We start from the raw sequence: 19,313 nt of genomic DNA on the forward strand, positions 1-19,313 counted from the left end.
AGATTATTTTATTGAACTATTTATAATTTTGCATGCATGAGAAAAGAAGGAAAATACACACTTTTTGAAACACTATCCATCTTTTTTTACCATGCGCCCAAACAGGGAATCGGAATATGAATTGAATAAAAAAAACGTGCCAAATAATTGACACGTTTCAAGCGACGAGCGAAAAACGGGGCTCGAACCCGCGACCCCGACCTTGGGAAGGTCGTGCTCTACCAACTGAGCTACTTTCGCATTTAAAAGCGAGCGAAAAACGGGACTCGAACCCGCGACCCTAACCTTGGCAAGGTTATGCTCTACCAACTGAGCTATTTTCGCATTTATTATTCCAATTAAGAACTCTGCCGTGGGTTATTCCCGACTGCGATGCAAAAGTAACACCTTTTTTCTAAAAGCAAAAAAAATCAGAGAAATTTTTCCAGCCTCAAGAATGAAATCTTTAAAAAGACCATCCCCTCTTGTTTTCTGCCATATATTTCGTAATTTCGACACGTTAAATTAGTTTACAAACCGGGAAGTTGAAAATTGAATTTCATTTTCCATTTTTCAACTCTCAATTTTCAATTATATTATGGCAATAATCAGAGAATTAAATGGACACACGCCGAAATTCGGTAAGAATTGTTTTTTAGCTGAAAATGCCGCTGTTATTGGCGACGTGGAGATGGGTGACGATTGTAGTATATGGTACGGAGCTGTTCTGAGAGGTGATGTACATTATATTAAAATAGGCAACAAAGTAAACATTCAAGATAACGCAACAATACACGCTACCTATCAAAAATCTCCGACCAATATCGGGAATAACGTTTCTATCGCCCACAATGCCGTGGTTCACGGATGCACGATTCATGATAACGTACTGATCGGCATGGGAGCTATCGTTCTTGACAACGCTGTCATTGAAAGTAATTCCATCGTAGCAGCCGGTAGTGTGGTGACGAAAGGTACTGTTGTTGAATCCGGTTGGGTATATGCCGGGGCTCCCGCTAAAAAATTGAAACAAATGGGTCCGGAACTCTTACGTGACGAAGTGGAAAGAATCGTGAATTCCTATTCCATGTATGCTAGCTGGTACAAATAATTTAAATTCTAAATTTTAAACTCTTTAAAATGAGCGTTATTGTTTCTCCCTCGCTATTATCTGCAGATTTTCTGCATCTATCAAAAGATATTGAAATGGTCAACCATAGCCAAGCCGATTGGTTTCACTTGGATATCATGGATGGCGTATTTGTCCCTAATATATCTTACGGACTTCCAGTAGTTTCCCAGATAAAGAAAATGGCCACGAAACCACTGGATGTACATTTAATGATTGTGCAACCGGAACGTTACGTGGAGGCTTTTCATAAAGCCGGAGCAGACATATTAACCGTGCATTACGAAGCGTGTACTCACCTGCACCGCACTATCCAGCAAATAAAAGCACAGGGCATGAAAGCCGGGGTTTCACTGAACCCACATACCCCGGTCTCTCTATTGGAAGATGTTATCGAGGATATTGATGTTGTTTTATTAATGAGTGTAAATCCGGGGTTCGGGGGACAGTCTTTCATTGAACAGACTATCAATAAAGTTGACAAACTGAAGAAATTGATTATGGAATCCAACTCCCATACCCTTATCGAGATTGACGGCGGGGTTAATTTCGAAACCGGAAAACGCTTGGTAAATGCCGGAGCCGATGCCCTGGTAGCAGGTAGTTTCGTTTTCAACTCTCCCGATCCGGAAGCAAACATCAAAGGACTAAAGGAACTATAAATGGAAAATTGAAAAGATTCAGTGATTACAAAACGGTGACCTTGTGCGGTTGGAATCTAAAATCCAAAATCATTAAATCTAAAATTAATAAGGTGGAAGCAATTATAAAACTGGAAAACGCCGTCATCCGGCAACAAAAAAACACGATTCTCAAAGATGTATCCCTAGAGATCAAAGAAGGTGAATTCGTTTACCTGATCGGTAAAGTCGGGAGCGGAAAAACGTCTTTGCTCAAAACATTATATGCCGAACTCCCCCTTATTTACGGTAAAGGAGAAGTTGCCGGTTACCAACTGAGCAAGATCAAGAAATCACAAATTGCTTACTTACGACGCAAATGCGGGATCGTGTTCCAGGATTTTAAATTACTGACAGACCGGAATGTTTACGCAAACTTGGAATTCGTGCTGAAAGCCACAGGCTGGAAAGATAAGAAAGCAATCAAGGAAAGGATAAACGACGTGTTGGATAAAGTCGGACTTCCTGACAAACGAGATAAATTCCCACACCAATTGTCCGGCGGTGAACAACAACGCATCGTACTTGCCCGAGCATTGCTAAATGCCCCTCCTATCATCCTGGCTGACGAGCCTACCGGAAACATTGACCCGGAAACTTCTTATCGATTGGTTGAACTATTGAAAGACATCTGCGATAGTGGCAAGACTGTCGTTATCGCCACTCACCAATATGACCTAATAAAACATTTTCCAGGAAAAGTATTCCGATGTGAAAACGGTGTTCTTCAAGAAGATTTTTCGTTTGCAGAAAACCAAGCAGCCATGACAACAATCATCTCAGAAAATTCCGTTATTGATATTGAGAGTCCTACGGAAGAGATAGAGGAACCAACAGTTGTACATGAAGTTATTTCTTTAAATGAAGATCCGGAAATTCTCTCTCACACCGAACCGACTTTACAAGAAGGGCAAGAAATTACACCCGTAATAGAGGAGTCTGAAACTACAGCCCCCACAACAGTATTAATAGAAGAAAAAATAACGGAAGAACCACGGGATACCTCCGAAGAAAATGTCTTATCTGAAAATGATGAAACGAAGAAAAAAGATGATAACGGTCCTGATATTGTGGGATTTGAATTGATATGATACTTAAAAGGTCGGCATTTAGCCGACCTTTTATATCATCTTTATCTCGTATTTTAGTTTTGCTTGGAAATCAACAACCATGCATCAGCAAATTCCGGATATTGTTCACGAACTTTTAATAATTCTTCACGAGCGGATGCCTCTTCGTCAAATCCAGCAATACTTACCCGACTCATCCCTGCACTATTCTTCATGATAATGCTGTGATAACCCATCCCGTTCAATTTCGCCTGTAATTTCAAAGCATTATCCACGTTTGAAAAACTGCCGACAATCACGTTATAACGTTTCAACACGTCCCCGTGAGTCATAGTTACATTCTCTTCCCGAGAAACGACAGGTTTTGTATTTTCAGTTTTCTTTGTGGGATTTTGTGCCGTGGTTTGCACGTTTTCTTTCACTACAACAGTCTCTGTCTCTTCTTCCTCAAAAGGTGGTGCGTAAACACGTTTGTTAGTACCGCAACTGACAGTGATAAATGCCAATAAAATTACAGATACAATAATTCTCATTTTTCCCAATTTTTAATGTTATCAATCTTATATTAAAAAGACAAATTTAGTGATAATACATGAGAATTGGATTGGAATAAAAAAGATTTTTTCTTACATGAACGTAAAAAGAGGAAAACACAGATAAATCTAACACACCTTACCCTTCTAGGCTATTATTAATTGTTATAACAATATACCAAAACAAACATAATCCTCCTATCAAAAAACGAACGATTAATAATCATACAAATATAGGTTATTAATGGTTATTTTCACATGAAATTATGTTTTTATTAATTTTTTTATTCTCAGTGTGAAAGAGGCTCTAGTTAGTATTTGGTCTTATCATAACGAAATCAGTACTTTTTACTATTATTAATCGTTGGTTTAAAGATACGGCATTTACATGGAAAGTCAAATAACAACAAATTTCTGGGGACAAGACAGCGATAAAGCTTTCCGCTATTTATATGACAAATACGCATCAACATTGCGCTATTTCTCAGCTAAATATGTAGATGATGATGCGACCATTGAAGATGTAGTACAAGATGCCTTTCTCAATTTGTGGGAAAAAAGGAACGAATTTAAAACAGAAAGCACGATAAAAGCTTATTTATACAAAATCGTACGTAGTTTCTCTGTCGATACCATCCGTCGCAGAAACATTGCGAATCGATATGCCGAGAAAATTGTTCTCGAAGAAGAAGATCAAGAATTCTTTCTGGAAAACATCGTCGAATCAGAAGTTTTCCAGATGATCCAAACCGTCTTTAACGAACTCTCCCCTTCTTGCCGAGAAGTGTACCAACTCAGTCTTCATGGGAAATCTCATGAAGAAATTTCCCAGTTACTGGACATATCGATAAATACAGTGAAAAAGCACAAGAACAATGCTAATCACTATATGCGTGAAAGATTGAAACACGTGCTTTCCTTCTTGATGTATATCTGAAATAGACTCTTATATTTCTCTTTCATTTTTTTACCCACTTCACCGCATCCGCAAAAATCAGTTGTCCGGGAAATGCCCCTTGACTGGAAAGGGTGATTTTCGCCTCCCCCGCTTTAAAATCAAACTCCCCAATGGAAACCCACATGGGTGCATTCCGAACTTCTGTTCCGAAAAGACTCTCATCTTCCCGTCCAGTGTTATCGGTCATGATAACCTTCCGATCTCCCGTAACATTTAAATCAACACGAATATCAGCTTTAAAATCTCCTTGTTCTAACGTGTAATAATAAGAGAACGTCTCTTGAGTAAACTGGAATCGTAAATTCAAACTCAAATGGTGAACGAATACTTCATATTTTTCCGTTTCCGGAAGATTGGCATTCCATTCTACCGAACTCGTTTCTTTCCCACTCTTTTTGAAGTGAAAACTTTGATAGGGATTACCATAAGCTTCCGGATTAATTGAAGCTTTCCACACTGGAAAATCTTCCATCGTGATATACGTTGAGTGCATATACTTTTCAGCATCTTGTCTCTGAAATTTCTGGGCTTTCTTTTCAACAACCCGGAATCCGTCATCTTCATTATCCACGATAATTTCGTTTTTACCTGGTAGAAACGAGGCTTGATCTAACTGTACCTCATTCAATTTCTCAACCTCTTCCGGTTCTCCGTTAAAATACCGGAAACACATGTTAGGCAGATTCATAGCCATATTTGTCGAAATACCAATTCCATCAACCCGATCAGGTAAAAATACATTCCAATGTTTACACGTTTTTCCCTCCACAACAATATTCTTAAATTCACGAAATTGCATATATTCTTCTCTCCTCGCCGTATACAAAGAAATCACGCCTTCACTTTCGGATGTATTCCAAACATCAAATGACAGGACATATCCCTCTCCAAACTTTTGTTGTTTAATATCTTTCACGTAAAACCAAGGAATTCCGTCAGAATCATATAACTCCTGCATCATATCTTCCATATTTATTCCAAAGGTCATATTCATTTCTTCTGTAAAACAAGAAAACGGGATATGTTTAAATTTATATCTCTGTTTAAAATCCACCATGAACTTCTGAAACTCGTCAGGATTCACCATTGCAAATAACTTCTTCTTTAAGTAACGTCCTTTCACTTGTAACACAGGATCTAATAACAACATGTCATCACAATTGTCGAGTATCTCTTTTAAACTATTACGAGCCAATAACTGTTCAGCTTTTCTCTCCTTTTCGATCTCCTGTCCGTAAAATTCCATACGTAATTCAAACGGTTCATCCTCAAACATCGTCTGAAAAATATTATTTACATTAGGAAATTTATCTGAAACCATATATCCCGTAAAATCGGTAAACATCGGTACGAGAGAATACAAATTTCGTTTATCTCCAATTACAGACAATTTAGATAATAGAGATTTTATAACAGAAGGTAAAGACATATCATTCGTCCGTTTTCCAAAATCCATGGCCCAAGTCGCAGTTAATACTCCTTTTATCATTTCTTCCTCTGTCTGTTCTTTATCAAATTTTTTAATGGTGGTAATATATTCTTGTAATGGAGTCGTAAAAATTTTGTCACACAGATTTTCCGGTCTAAATATAATACCCGGTTGAACAAATTCACTTCCCTCTTTCCATTCCCTTAAATATGAACAAAATGCCACAGGAACCTCAACAATCTTCATATTCGGAAAAGAGTATTTCATAAATTGTCCACGAACCATTTCATCCCACGCATTTTGAATCCCCTCACTTACTGCTTCTAACGCTCCATCACATTCCCGATAAAGCATACTCTGCTTATTAAAGTAATACATTTCAAAACTCATACTGTCTAACGGAATTGTATGGGTTTGATATTTTCCGATACACAAGGATACTCCCGACAAAGCATGGTCATTTATAAATATAGTGGTATTTTCTTGCTTCAAAGGTTCCCCTTGTGATATTGCAGTAAAACCTTCTCTATTGACAACGGTCAACCGATACTCCGAAAACATCCGATCTGTAACATTCGATTTGCCGGGAAACACGGGAGGAGTACTTACCGGGTACCACAAACATTCAGGTGTCAGTAGAGTAAAATCTTCCTCTAAAATGGCCTTATGCCGTCCATATCCCATCAGGCAATTTCCCCAAAAAGCATCGTGATACACTTTTTCATCTATATCCAGATAGCATACTCTTTCATCAATCTTACCTTCGTATTCCATAACTAAAGTAACATGTTCTCCTTTTCTCATGGGTAATTTAACTTTACAAACTTGCTCTTCCCGTTCATGTGAGATAACTCGATCCTCACAAGTCAATCCGGTAATTGTCAAACCCGGATTCAAATAAAGTACAAATTCATCCAGCAATCCCTCTCCCACGTTCTCGACAAGTAGCGAGTCCCGTACTTTCATTCTCTTCCCCTCCTGTTGATAAACAATATGCTGTTCAATAATATTCAAACCAGAATATTTTCCTTGAATTTCTCCATATAATTCCACATACTCTTGCCTTACTTTTTGTTCTTGAAAATAATAATGACAATAAATATATCCTGATAAAATCCCTACAATAAACACAATGCATCCGGACAAAACCGCATGACGAAAAGCATCCGTATTTCCCGGAATACGTTTCATGCGTGCCACAGCGAATAAAACAAGCGCAATACCAACCCAAGCAAAAGTCAACCGTTGTACAAGATAAGGAAACAATTCCACGTGTCCAGTTACTTGAGAAAACACATTCGGAAGTCTTAAAGCAAACATATCAAACACACCTTGATAAATATTTGTCAGTACACACACATCAAAAACACAATACCCTACCAAACAAACAATAGCTAAAAAGAAAGATCTGATAACACTATGCACGAACAATGACAATCCGGTTATAAACAGCAACGTTGGAAACGTCAACGTGAACAGGTAGAAAATATAAGGAAAGAAATCAAAAGTGGTATAATTAGTCACCAATTGAAAAACAGCGACAACAAAAGCCGTAAATATATTCAAACAAAAAAATACCAACACAATACCTATCACTTTACCTAAAAGATATTCCTTGTTTTCATAAGCCCGAGTTTGAATTGCCGCAATCGTGTCTTTCCGCGTATCCCGATGAATAAAATCCCCCGTGATAAAAATGACAAATAAACATTGCAAGAAATTATAAAATAAAGCATTCAAATAGGGAACAGAACAAGGTAACGCCCGCAAATTGTGAGAAATACCTGATGATTGTAGTACTATTTGTAAAAAAGACATCCCGGCAATAACAATAAACACGAAAAAAATGAATAACCAATTCCTTCGTATCTGTTTAATTTCTTGAAGAGCCACTAATTTTAAAGTATTGATTTCCATAATTTCCGTGTTTTATGATCATTATTTTATTTCCTTTCCATTCAAATACAAAGCAACTCGCTGCCGAAGAGCTTTTAATGACTCTAGGGGATTTGTCTTCAGCACGAGTAAATCCGCATCTGCACCTTCCCGAATAACTCCCACACTTCCAACCTGTCCGATCACTTCAGCCCCAACAGTTGTTGCTGCTCGCAAGACATCCGGAATACTCATCCCGCACGAATCTGCCAAAAGATCCAATTCATCTAGGAAAGCTGATCTCATGCACTCCCCTTCCATGTGTACCCAATCCGTTCCGGCAGCTATTTTTACTCCGGCCCGATATGCTTCATTCGTGTAACGGGCTGCAAATTCCATATTACCTTCCATACATATTTTTACTGTAGCATCTAAGATTGTACCCCTCCGGGCCATTTCTCTAAAAATAGAATCTCTTCGTTCAATTTCTTCCGGAGTAAAACGTTTTGCCTTAAATTCCGGAGTAAAACCTTCCATTCCATCAATTAGATAAGTATGAGATACGGTTTCAACCCCTGCTTTTATCACGTCCATCGCAGTTGCCGGAAACGTTGCAAAGTGCCCCCAAGGTTTGACGCCATGTTTATGACACAATGGAACGATTTTTTTCAACATTTCATAAGAAATATCATTATATAATTTAAGTCCCGTACAACCATATCCCTTTGCTTCTATAATAATCTTTTCCAAATGCTCTAAACTCGTACTATCCGTAATTTCCTGGCTCCAAGGAGCATTCACGGTCTCGTAACCTCGAGTATCCTGCCGGACTCCTTTCCCGTAATACTTCGGTCCTGCCCAAAATGATGAAATATATACTTTCGGTCCAATAATCTTTCCACTGTCCTGTTTTGCCTCATAGCGTCTCACGATTCGAGCGTCTCCCCCGGCATCCCGTACCGTTGTCACCCCATCTGCAATATAAGAATCCGCCATGCTTTGCATGTACTGGGGCGTGACACTAAAACTTCCCCAATGCGTATGCGAATCTATTAATCCCGGCATTAAAAAGAGTCCCGTGTAATCAGTCTGACCTTCTTTTATCTTTTTCTTTGCTTTCTTAATCTTATCAATCTTTCCATTTTTCAATGAAACGGTCATACCCGGAATAACTTTCCCATTTTCTACATCCACAATATTCACGTTATAGAGTTTCGCATTTTGTCCGTTTGTAACACAGGCAACACACAAAATGACCACGATACAACTAAATAATTTTTTCAACATTTTATCTTTCTAATTAATAGTTTATTATAGAATCTTGTACTCATGTTTCTATTGCGTCAAGATTTGGATTTTTACTTAATACTACTCCTTCCGGAGAAATCAAATATAAAGTTGGAATAAACTCAACCTTATAATCATCAGCCGTGTCACTCCCATTAATCTCTTCGTCTATCCGTAACTGTATCCATGTAGGTTGGTCTTCTTCGATCGCTTTTAACCATTGTACTTTATTTTCATCGCAAGAAATACCGATTACCTCTATTCCCAATTCCTTTAACCGAGAATGTTTCTCTTTTAACTTTTTAGACTTTATGCGACAGGGTCTACACCAAGAAGCCCAAAAATCGACCAAAACATACTTACTTTTATAATCTGAAAGTTTCACTATGTTTCCCTCCATATCTGGTAATTTGAACTCTGGAGCTTTACCTGTCAACTTCTTTGTTTCCTCTTCTAAAACTTTTTTACTTCTTACGACATATCGACCCCCTTCAAGAACAATTCCAAAATTTCCAGATTCCACCATTTTATTCTGATTCTGCCAAGCATCAACTATATATTGAAAAATATTCTCTGATATTTTAATTTCTACTCCATTCTTGATATTCCAACATAAACGTTCATTTTCCAAGAATAACAATTGTTCCATTCGATGTAAAGCTCTCAAATAAATAGCCTCATTTTCCCATATTACTTTAGGTTCATATAAATCCCCCTTAATCTCTAAAAAAGTAGAATCAGCATACGATATAATCTCTTTCCTATTTTTTATTCCTTGAGAATAAACATCTTGAATGAAATATATTTCAATTATACTACAAAATAAAAAAAACTTTATGCGAAAATTTAATGTATTCATAATATTAACATTATAAATGCTCATTCACCATCATCTCTATTTCATCCAAACTCGGATTCTTTTCCAAAATCTCACCTTCCTGAGAAATCAAGTACAAAGTTGGAATAAACTCAACCTTATAATCATCGGCCGTGTCACTCCCGTTAATCTCTTCGTCTATCCGTAACTGTATCCATGTAGGTTGGTCTTCTTTGATTGCCTTTAACCATTGTTCTTTATTTTCATCGCAAGAGATTCCTATTACCTCTATCCCTAACTCTTTCAACTGAGCATGCCTCTTTTTCAACTCTTTCGCTTTTACACGACAAGGTTTACACCAAGAGGCCCAAAAATCGACCAAAACATACTTTCCTTTATAATCCGAAAGTTTCACGATATTTCCCTCCATATCTGGTAATGTAAACTCCGGTGCTTTACCTGTAAGTTGCTTCTGTTTCATTTCCTCATATTTCTTTACAATTTCATTTCTTACATCAGATTCCGGCCCATTCCCCATTGCCTCAACACCTCGTTTAAAGAGTTTAAAATCAGAACTAAAAATCCACATATAATCAGCAACTAACATTGCTGCCATAGGTGTTTCCTTAAAGTCAGCGATCATATTTACAAGCAAATCGTTGCCCTCGTTCCATAATTGCTCATTCTCCTCTCCTAATTTTTCCTCGTCTGTCTCTGCCATTCTTTTTTGAACAGAGCGCATAGCATTTGCATTTTCTTCTATTTTCTTTAAATGAACATTTAATTTAGACTGAACACCTTCTTGTTCACTAATAATTTGAACCCCATCTTCTCCTTGTTCTAATAGATATCTACCTACTTCCGGGTAAAAATAAATTCGTCCTCCTCGGTTACCTATATTTAAATAAAGTAAACGATTTTCAGCTTTACCTTTTAAAACAAAATCACCATTCGCTTGCACGAAACATCGAGCAAGTGTATCAGCACCTTTCCCTTCACGAGAAAGCAAATAGATTTCTTTCACATTATTATTTTCTGGTAACGTTCCCCGAAGAACGTAAGAATCAGAAGACGTGCATGCCAAACATGTCATTCCTAACATGAAACTAATGATTGTTTTCATAGTTTATATTTAGATATAAAAAGGGAGGCCTGTATGGCAAATAATTCCATCACATTCCTCCCTTCAATTATGTATTCAATTATGTGTTAGTAAGTCCAGCTTCCTGTTCTTGCCATAGAAACGATTTTACCACTCATTTGTAAAGGTTCTTCTTTTTGTGCTCCAAAATCATTGACCAATGTACTAAGAACATACACCCAACTATTCACCCCATCGCTTGAAGCTACAAACAATCGTTCTTCTTTAGCATCCAATAACATATCCACTACAACTCCATTAGGAACCGTAAATAAATCACGAATTTCCCCTCCATCTCCATGCATCCTTACTATTTTACTTCCATTAGCAATAAACCAATAGAGAGAGTTCATTCCCAATACACTTATAGAGTTTTCATCTATCAAGTTCTCTCGTTCCATAATCTTTTCATACGAAAATTCCCATATTGGCAAAAAAGTAACCATATCCCACTCGTCCGCAATCATTTTCAAACGATAGAAATAAGCTTTCTTTTCTTCCGTATTGTAAAGCACGGGACGTAACTCGTCATATCCGTAATGTCCCGCTGTCAAGAATTTCTGTCCTTCTGTTGAAAACTTATCCGTGGTGATAGGAATTATTTCATCATACAATGCACCGGATCCATTATGTAATCTCACAAACTGATAATCAGAATTATCATAAGTAACCCACATATAAGCATCCATTGTCATATTTCCATCAACCCACGGGGCAAAATCATGACTTCCTGCCACCGGACGCATCAATGCTTGATTACTCATATAATTATATCCGAACAATCCTTCTTTCGCAACAATCATTCCTCCCATATAAAGTTTCATACTTTGAGGGGTAAATGTCCCTGAATACTCACCTTTAATAACCTCTTCCCCATAAATTCTCTCTAACTTCATCGTTTTAGGATTCATAGCTACCATTTTTCGATCCCCTTCAGCACAAAGTATTACAAAGTTGTTATTGTAATAATACACTTGTTTAGGTTGTTTACTCAAACTTCCTAAAAGCGGATTAGCTGTTTCAAATACATCATGAATTAATGGAGCCTTTGATCGATCTCTCCGTTGCATCGACAATTTAGCATTCCCCTCCGCATTTTCACTTAAGATATAAAGTGAATTTGTATAAGCCGTCCCCACTCTTACGGTAAAAGATTTGTAATACTTTAAATTCGTGGCATTATCCGTTACACACAAAAAAGCCGTATAGCCAGCACTACCAGAAGGAGTCGGATCTTCCGTAACCATCCCATCACAAATCCGTGAAGTGGAAATAACATTGTTATTCACTTTCCATTCAAAACTCAAATCTTCTGTATTTCCTATTTTGAAATTCAAGTAAGGTTCTATTTCCAATATATCAAACTGATCAATCGTATATAATTCTTTGATACTGTCAATTCCAATCTCATTTACAGTCGAATATGAGTAATTTCCATCATCATCCGCACATCCGATTGCCCAAAATAAGACAATAAATATATATAAACATTTTTTCATAGTGTTAATCTTTAATTGGTTTAATGCGTACACGGAATGGTTAAACGTACATTATTTTCATCATAGAATTCTTCTCGTTCAAACAAATCTTTTAATTCCAAAACTAAGGTCAATTCCAAGGGAGCAACCCACCAATCCGGTCGTTTTCCGGTTAAATCACCTGTTCCACCATACATTTTAATCCATTCTCGGAATTTTATCGGATGATAGGTTCCAAAACAATCACTCCAATCATTCCACCAAGATGGTTTTTCCAAGATGTCTGAAACCTGAACTGCCACAAACAAACGTTCCTGAGTCCCTTCGATAAAATCTCCACCTGTCTTAATTCTCAAACCAATCTTCCGAGCTACTTTATCCATATCACGACGGAAAAATTTTATACACAATGAATCTGTCGTTTTTCCAGTACTCAAAATTTGTTCCTTATTAATTGCCTCGTAATGAACCCCAGCTTGAGCTCCATTGTATTCTTCAACCTCTACCATGTATTTCCTTTCATGATCTGCAGCCATACCGCCAATTTGAACGGGAATACAAATCGTACGTTCTGTCGCTTCCATATCAAAAGCGAATGAATAAACCACTGTATCTTCACGGAAAATTAAACTGGAATCCAACTTCCTGTATTCATCTATATCATCACTGGTTTGCGGGATACGAAAACATATTGAATCGGGGCCTTTAAACATTTCTTTATCAGCTTCGCTACATGCAAACATGGATGCGAAAATGATACCCAATAATATATAATGTAATTTCTTCATTGTATTTAGTTTATCAATAAATAAAAACCTTATTAATTCCCTCCGTGTTCTAATTCACTATCCGGGATCGGCAACTCAAATAATGCACGGGAAGCTCTTATATTACCTTCTCTAGTAATTATATCCCGGTATTGGCGCTTATACTCATAAAATAGTTTTCCCTCTCCCCAAAATTCCTTCATATACTCATACATGATTTGTTCTGCCAAAACAGCTTTATTATTTTTCAACTCTTCAGGCAGTGGAGTAAGATTACGTGAAACTCGCACTTCATTCAGTAATCGATAAGTTTCAGGAGTATTCGTTTCTAAATTTGCCCCAGCAGCAATATAATACATTTCAGACAACCGAATCATAGGTAATAATTTTTCCCACACAGTAATATCTTTTCTTGTAACAGTAGACCCTGCGGTATTATTTTCATAAGTACGAGCATATTTACCCAGAACCCAAAAAGCTGTAGATAACTTCACCTCCTGCCACCAATATACTCTACGATAATCTTCTACACTTCCATAACCGTTTGTCTCATAAATAAATTCTCTAGATGGCATATCTATTTTATATTTATATGAAAAATAAAGCTGATACCCCATTTTTGATTCTATTTTTTCGTCATGAAGTGCCCATATCAATTCTCGTTCAAACATCAGATTAGGCCCTCTGCTATCCATAATATCATCTCGTTTCAATAATTGGAAAATTTCTGTTGCGTCAATAATCTCCTTGGCATACTTTAACGCTTCTGATTCATTTCCTTTTAGCTGATAAAAACGGGCTAAAGTTCCACAAACAGCATAATAATTCATGCGAACACCTCTGAATTGGAAAGCCAAATCCTTATTCTCCAAATTTTTATTTGCTTGCCGTCCATATTCTTTAATCGGGTCATTTACCAATAGAGTATACGCTTCAAGCAGATCTTTTTCAATCTTCCCCAGAACCTCTTCTGCTGTCATAAATGTAACAAGTTGGTTGGTAAACTCTTCCCTGTAAGGTATCGACTTCTGATTCAATCCTTCCTTCAATACAGGACCAAACAAGCGTAACAAGTCTAAATGAATGTAAGCACGTAGTCCTAAGGCTTCTCCTTTAATCAAATCATAATTTTCAAATTTTTCTTTATCACTGTCTTTCAGGTTCTGTAACAACAAATTAGTATTAGCTATGGCTTCATACATTTTTTTCCACGTTCCATCGAATCGACCAACAAGAGTTGCATCTTGATAATCAAACTCATACGCTTTACTAATTTTATTCCAATACCTCACAATTTCATCAACATAGCCAAGTGTCAATTCTTCTCCGTATGCCTCTTGGGAAGTAAGTAACATATAGGTTCCGGTTAAGGTCTGTAAACATCCCTTCTCGTCCTCAAACATCTTTTCTGCATCTACTTGTCCGAGTGGCTCCACATCCAACCACTTATTACACGCACCTAACGATAAAATAAGGCCAAGTAGCATGATATATTTTATTTTTCTCATAATATTAAAAGTTTAGATTTAACGAAAATGTAAACTGCCGGGCAAAAGGATATTCAATACCTCTTTCTCGTTTCACGGTAGACACATAGAATAGATTGCTACTATTCAATCCCAAACGTAATGCAGATACACCCACTTTTCTCAATAATTCCGGTGCAAAGCGATACGAAATAGAAATATTACTTAATTCCAGATAGTTATTATCCTGCACAAACCGACTTGAGGCTTTCGAAACGGAACGATCTGCAATATTTTTATAAAATGTATAATCACCGACCTTTTGCCATCTCTCCCCTAAAACTCGTTTATCTGCATTTGTTGTAGGATCAGCACCTTCAACCCGCTCTGCCAACGTTGAGTTGTAAACTTGTCCTCCAAAACTATAATTAAATAACAAATTCAAAGAGAAATTTTTCCAGATTACATTAGTTCCAATATTTCCTTCCAATTTAGCATCCGTACATCCTGCAACAATTTTATCTCGATAATCCCAAGTTTCCGTAATTTTCCCTTCTCTAGTCAAATAAAGTTCTTTTCCATTAGCCGGATTTATTCCCAAAGAACGTACAACCTTTATTGCATTCAAAGATTCACCTTCTTCATACATGGCAATCGCTTTTGTTTGATCCGTTTCAAGAGCATTACTTTCATCATTTAAGGCTCGTAAAGCATTACTGATCTTTTCAATGCTATTTTCATTATGAGTTCCACTGATATTCACAGCCCAGTCAAAATTCTTTTTCCGGATTATCACGGCATTCAAATCAAACTCATAACCTTTATTACGTTGTTCTCCAAAATTTTCAGTATAACTACTAAACCCAAGAGATGGAGCAACACTTACCGGTAATAGCAATCCACTCGTCAAATCATTGTAATAATCAAAACGAATTGTCAAACGTCGTTGCATGACCTCTAAATCCAAGCCAATATTTCTTTTTTGACTCCGTTGCCATTCCAACTTTTCATTACCATAAGTAATAAAAGAAGCCCCCAATGACTGATAATAAAATCCATCCTTAAACTCCAATGTCGTACGTGCAACATAAGGATCAAAATTCTGATTTCCAGTCAAACCGATAGAACCTCTTATCGTCAATCTACTCAACCAAGCGTTATCTTTTAAAAAGCTCTCATTATTCAAATTCCACCCCACACCGACAGACCATAAAGGAGCAAAACGCTTATCTTTACCATATTTAGAAGAGCCATCTATACGTCCGGAAAAATCTGCGAAATACCGATTATCATACGAATAGTTAATATTCCCGAAAAAACCGACCATTCTATCCGTTCCTTCCGATCCTCCCGGTTTGCCTCCATCTAAATAAGTTGCAGCAAACTGTACTTCATTGAAACGTTCATCCATAAAACCTGTTGCCTCGAAACTGCTTGCCGAAGATTGATTGTCAACAATATTTAAACCAATACCGGAGAAAAGCGTGTGCTTGTCAATTTGTAGTGTATAATTTAATGTTGTATTTATATTGTAGGAAAAACTTTTATTCAAACCTTGTTTATAACTTCCCTTTTTAGCGGCATCGCTCTCGTTTATAAAGGAAGAATGCTCCGGAGATACATACTTATCACTTGTACCTATTGTTTTAGTCAACGAAATTGATCCCATCAATCGTAAAGTAGGTGTGAAGAAATAATCAATTTTCAAATTATCTGTAATCGTTTGAAGGCTTTCCTCATCCTTATAAGGCAATCTTGAATTATAAATAGGATTCTGATACTGAGGATCGCTTGACTTTGTGTCCGCACCAATATGTACCGGATAAGTTTTTACCAATTTACCATCATCTCCGTAGATTGGGTTATATGGGTTAGCCGCTGCATAATCTGCAAATGAACCATAAGGTGAATTTTGTATTTTTGTTTGACTAAACTCGAAACTATTACGAATATTTATTTTTTCTCTCACACGGTAAGTCAAATCAAATGAAACACCTAAAACTTCCCGGTAGGACTTCTTCATTACTCCGTTATTACGGTTGTAATTAGCTCCTAAACCATATATAACGGCATCGCTTCCTCCTTCAAGATAAAGAGAATGAGAATGAGATACGGCATTACGTACCGGTTGGGCTAACCAATCAGTATTAACCCCTTTCGAAACATTAGACTTAATATACTCTTCGACTTCCATACTAGGTACACTCGTATCATCAAATAATCCGGCTTTTTGCTCATATTCTAATTTTTCTTTTGCATTCATCAAATCATAATCAGACAGATCTGCTATAGACAAACTGGTCCGATTAGAGTAAGAAATAGCAAACTTACCAGAAGCGGGCCTCCGGGTCTCAATTACTACCACCCCATTGGCAGCACGAGATCCATAAAGAATTGTTGCAGAAGCATCTTTCAAGATCGTCAGACTCTCAATACGATCCATGTCCATGTCAAAAACCCGTTGCAAGGTCACCTCATAACCATCCACAATAAAAGTAGGAATATTACTATTCCCCATGAAACTACTTTCTCCTCTAACAAAGAAATCCGGTAAAGAATTGGGATCCGATCCTCTCGCATTATTCTCTTTTATCTTGAACGCAGGATCTACCATCTTCAAAGCCTCTATCAAATTTACATTACCAAATTTACGGAGTTCTTCTCTTTTAACAGATGTTACCGCTCCGGTGAAACTTTCTTTTGATTTATTAAAATACCCTGTAACAACTACATCTTCAAGTTCTTCTGCATCTTCTTTCAATTTTACATTAATTTGACTTTGCGAGCCAAGAACAATTTCTTGAGATTTCATTCCCACGAAAGAAAATACTAACACTTGTTCTCCATCACTAGGAATTTCCAGTCTATATTCCCCATCAGGACTAGTTGCAGTACCTAAACTAGTACCTTTAATCATTACTGTAACTCCCGGTAATATATTTCCTTGTTCATCAGTAACTTTACCTGTAATAACTCTTGATTTATTCGCATCTTGGCTTACAGCCTTTTTACGAATAATGATCGTCTTACCATTTATCTCGTAACCGAGATCAGTCCCTTTAAGACAATCCGTTAAAATTTGTTCAATCGTTGCATCTTTAAAAGCAACATCTTGCCGGGCAAATGATTCCAGATTCACGTCACGATAAACGAAATCATAATCAGAATTCTTACGGATCTCACTGATAATCTCTTTTAAAGACGCATTTTTCAATGAAAACGTAATCTTTCTTTCCTGCGAATACGCATTCAGACTAATTTGGGTTGTGAAAATTAAGAAAAGGAGGAATAAAAACCGCCTCTTCCCGACGACATTAGAAATTTTCTTCATAACTTTGTTTTTTGAATTCAACAATTCCTCACGCCCTGTGCCAACAGGGAGTGAAATACGAAAAGTAGTGTTAGCAGCGCTACTTTTTATTTTACAATAACCGTGTTATCTTTTATTTCAAATTGTACTTCTCCGGTTTTACCAATTAATTCTAATACTTGAGTAAATTCTTCGTGTTTTTTCATGTTCAAAGAGAATTGGTATGAACGCAATTCATCCCGACTATAGAATACATCAATGTTATACCATCGTCCCAAGTCGGTCAGGATTTTTTCCAACGGACAATTATCATACACCAAACGTCCGTCCGCCCATGCCAAGTACAAATCGACATCCACGTCCCGAACTTCCAACCCCATCGTTGATTTATTAAACAACACTTGTTTATTCGGAACAAGCTTCACACTTTTACCTTCCACCCTTACCGTTACTCGACCACTTTCCAATGTGGTTTGTATATCCTTTTCGTCTTTATATGCCCGAACACCGAAAGTAGTTCCGGTAACCAGCACTTCCAATTCTCCGGCTGTCACTACAAAAGGATGTTCCGTATTTTTCGCCACTTTAAAATAGGCTTCACCGGTTAAATACACCTTACGCTCCTTACCCTGAAATTTCACGGGGAAGCTTAACGTTGATTCCGAATTTAAATAGATCATCGTACCATCCGACAGGGCAAGTAAATATTCTCCACCCCGAGGAATCTCCAACGTGTGAAAAATTTCCGTCGTGTCGGGAGAATCAATATCCCTGTATTTTAAAGATCTGGCGCTAACCAATAATAAACTGTCACTCTGAGCCAGATCAGAACGTAACACTTCGTTTTCCAGATCAACTTTACGCCCATCGGGTAAAATCAAAACGGCCCGGGAACCGGGAACTTGCACCTCATTCTTAGCTATCGGAAGAATTTCGGTTTGTTCTTTATCCCCGGAAAAATAAAAAACACCTCCCACGCTTAATATTAACACAATAGCAGCCGCATACGGGAACCATTTTATCTTCCGAACAGATCGACCGGATCGTGCTTTCTGTTGGAGTTGCCGCCATCCTCTCTCCTCCTCTTCTTCCGTTTTCACGAAACGGGAAATACTTTTTTCCACGTGTTCGCTTGACAACATTCGTTGAAAAAGTTCTTCATGCCTCGGGGAAACCGATCTCCATTCGTCCAGTTCTTTCTCCTGCGCATTGTCCGTCATTCCCTGTATATGCAGGAAAATCAACCGGGCTATATGTTCTTCTTTGCTTAACATTTTTTTGGCTTTTATACTAAAGCGATTTGGGGTGCGTTTGGTGTAATAAAAAAATCACTTTTTTTCTCACTTTTTTATTATCATCTCTGTATTTGCAAGTTAGCGTCTTCGTTTTCTGGC

At 37.3% G+C, this 19,313-nt stretch carries 13 protein-coding genes, 2 tRNA genes and 1 pseudogene; 4 read left to right on the top strand and 12 right to left on the bottom strand.

The genetic code is table 11. The features are described from left to right. Positions 1-167 precede the first annotated feature (167 nt). Together I2I33_RS09575 and I2I33_RS09580 are read right to left on the bottom strand one after the other, a co-directional pair. Positions 168-240, bottom strand: a tRNA-Gly gene (locus I2I33_RS09575). Positions 241-251: 11 nt separating this feature from the next. Beyond that, positions 252-324 (bottom strand) — tRNA-Gly (locus I2I33_RS09580). A gap of 253 nt (positions 325-577) precedes the next feature. Between I2I33_RS09580 and I2I33_RS09585 the strand changes: the two genes are divergently transcribed. From I2I33_RS09585 to I2I33_RS20275, 3 genes and pseudogenes are all read left to right on the top strand, one after another. Next, positions 578-1,090 carry a gamma carbonic anhydrase family protein gene (locus tag I2I33_RS09585; protein WP_087420195.1) on the top strand — a complete coding sequence of 171 codons (513 nt, stop codon included), beginning with the start codon at positions 578-580 and terminating at the stop codon, positions 1,088-1,090. A gap of 29 nt (positions 1,091-1,119) precedes the next feature. Then, the gene (gene rpe / locus I2I33_RS09590; protein ID WP_087420194.1) at positions 1,120-1,770 is read left to right on the top strand and encodes a ribulose-phosphate 3-epimerase; all 651 of its coding nucleotides are present in this window, start codon (positions 1,120-1,122) and stop codon (positions 1,768-1,770) included. A gap of 83 nt (positions 1,771-1,853) precedes the next feature. Beyond that, positions 1,854-2,501: pseudogene (locus I2I33_RS20275) on the top strand (cell division ATP-binding protein FtsE); the annotation flags it as partial. Between the two features lie 431 nt (positions 2,502-2,932). On the opposite strand, the gene I2I33_RS09600 reads toward I2I33_RS20275, so the two are convergent. Further along, positions 2,933-3,391 carry an SPOR domain-containing protein gene (locus I2I33_RS09600; protein ID WP_051466006.1) on the bottom strand — a complete coding sequence of 153 codons (459 nt, stop codon included), beginning with the start codon at positions 3,389-3,391 and terminating at the stop codon, positions 2,933-2,935. 388 nt (positions 3,392-3,779) lie between these two features. Here I2I33_RS09600 and I2I33_RS09605 point away from each other — a divergent pair, with 388 nt between their 5' ends. Then, on the top strand, positions 3,780-4,328 hold the full coding sequence (locus tag I2I33_RS09605) for an RNA polymerase sigma-70 factor (RefSeq protein WP_087420193.1): 549 nt from the start codon (positions 3,780-3,782) through the stop codon (positions 4,326-4,328). Positions 4,329-4,350: 22 nt separating this feature from the next. Here I2I33_RS09605 and I2I33_RS09610 read toward each other — a convergent pair whose 3' ends face one another. From I2I33_RS09610 to I2I33_RS09650, 9 genes are all read right to left on the bottom strand, one after another. After that, positions 4,351-7,695 (bottom strand): ABC transporter permease subunit, encoded by a 3,345-nt coding sequence (locus I2I33_RS09610; RefSeq protein WP_087420192.1) that lies wholly within the window; start codon positions 7,693-7,695, stop codon positions 4,351-4,353. A 21-nt stretch (positions 7,696-7,716) separates the two neighbouring features. Continuing rightward, a complete protein-coding gene (locus I2I33_RS09615) occupies positions 7,717-8,940 on the bottom strand; it encodes an amidohydrolase family protein (protein WP_087420191.1) in 1,224 nt (407 codons plus the stop codon). A gap of 40 nt (positions 8,941-8,980) precedes the next feature. Then, entirely contained in the window at positions 8,981-9,799 is an 819-nt protein-coding gene (locus I2I33_RS09620; protein ID WP_162613730.1) for a peroxiredoxin family protein, read from the bottom strand. A gap of 10 nt (positions 9,800-9,809) precedes the next feature. Further along, positions 9,810-10,880, bottom strand: a complete 1,071-nt coding sequence (locus I2I33_RS09625; protein ID WP_087420189.1) for a TlpA disulfide reductase family protein — start codon at positions 10,878-10,880, stop codon at positions 9,810-9,812. 86 nt (positions 10,881-10,966) lie between these two features. Further along, positions 10,967-12,397 (bottom strand): PKD-like family lipoprotein, encoded by a 1,431-nt coding sequence (locus I2I33_RS09630; protein ID WP_087420188.1) that lies wholly within the window; start codon positions 12,395-12,397, stop codon positions 10,967-10,969. A gap of 20 nt (positions 12,398-12,417) precedes the next feature. Next, on the bottom strand, positions 12,418-13,164 hold the full coding sequence (locus I2I33_RS09635; RefSeq protein WP_087420187.1) for a DUF4843 domain-containing protein: 747 nt from the start codon (positions 13,162-13,164) through the stop codon (positions 12,418-12,420). Positions 13,165-13,196: 32 nt separating this feature from the next. Then, on the bottom strand, positions 13,197-14,651 hold the full coding sequence (locus I2I33_RS09640) for a RagB/SusD family nutrient uptake outer membrane protein (RefSeq protein ID WP_087420186.1): 1,455 nt from the start codon (positions 14,649-14,651) through the stop codon (positions 13,197-13,199). Positions 14,652-14,655: 4 nt separating this feature from the next. Then, positions 14,656-17,940 (bottom strand): SusC/RagA family TonB-linked outer membrane protein, encoded by a 3,285-nt coding sequence (locus tag I2I33_RS09645; protein ID WP_087420185.1) that lies wholly within the window; start codon positions 17,938-17,940, stop codon positions 14,656-14,658. Between the two features lie 86 nt (positions 17,941-18,026). Beyond that, entirely contained in the window at positions 18,027-19,193 is a 1,167-nt protein-coding gene (locus tag I2I33_RS09650; RefSeq protein WP_087420184.1) for a FecR family protein, read from the bottom strand. Between the last annotated feature and the right edge of the window lie 120 nt (positions 19,194-19,313).

This window comes from Butyricimonas sp. BSD2780061689_150309_C8 (genome assembly GCF_015560935.1).
GTDB lineage: Bacteria > Bacteroidota > Bacteroidia > Bacteroidales > Marinifilaceae > Butyricimonas > Butyricimonas paravirosa.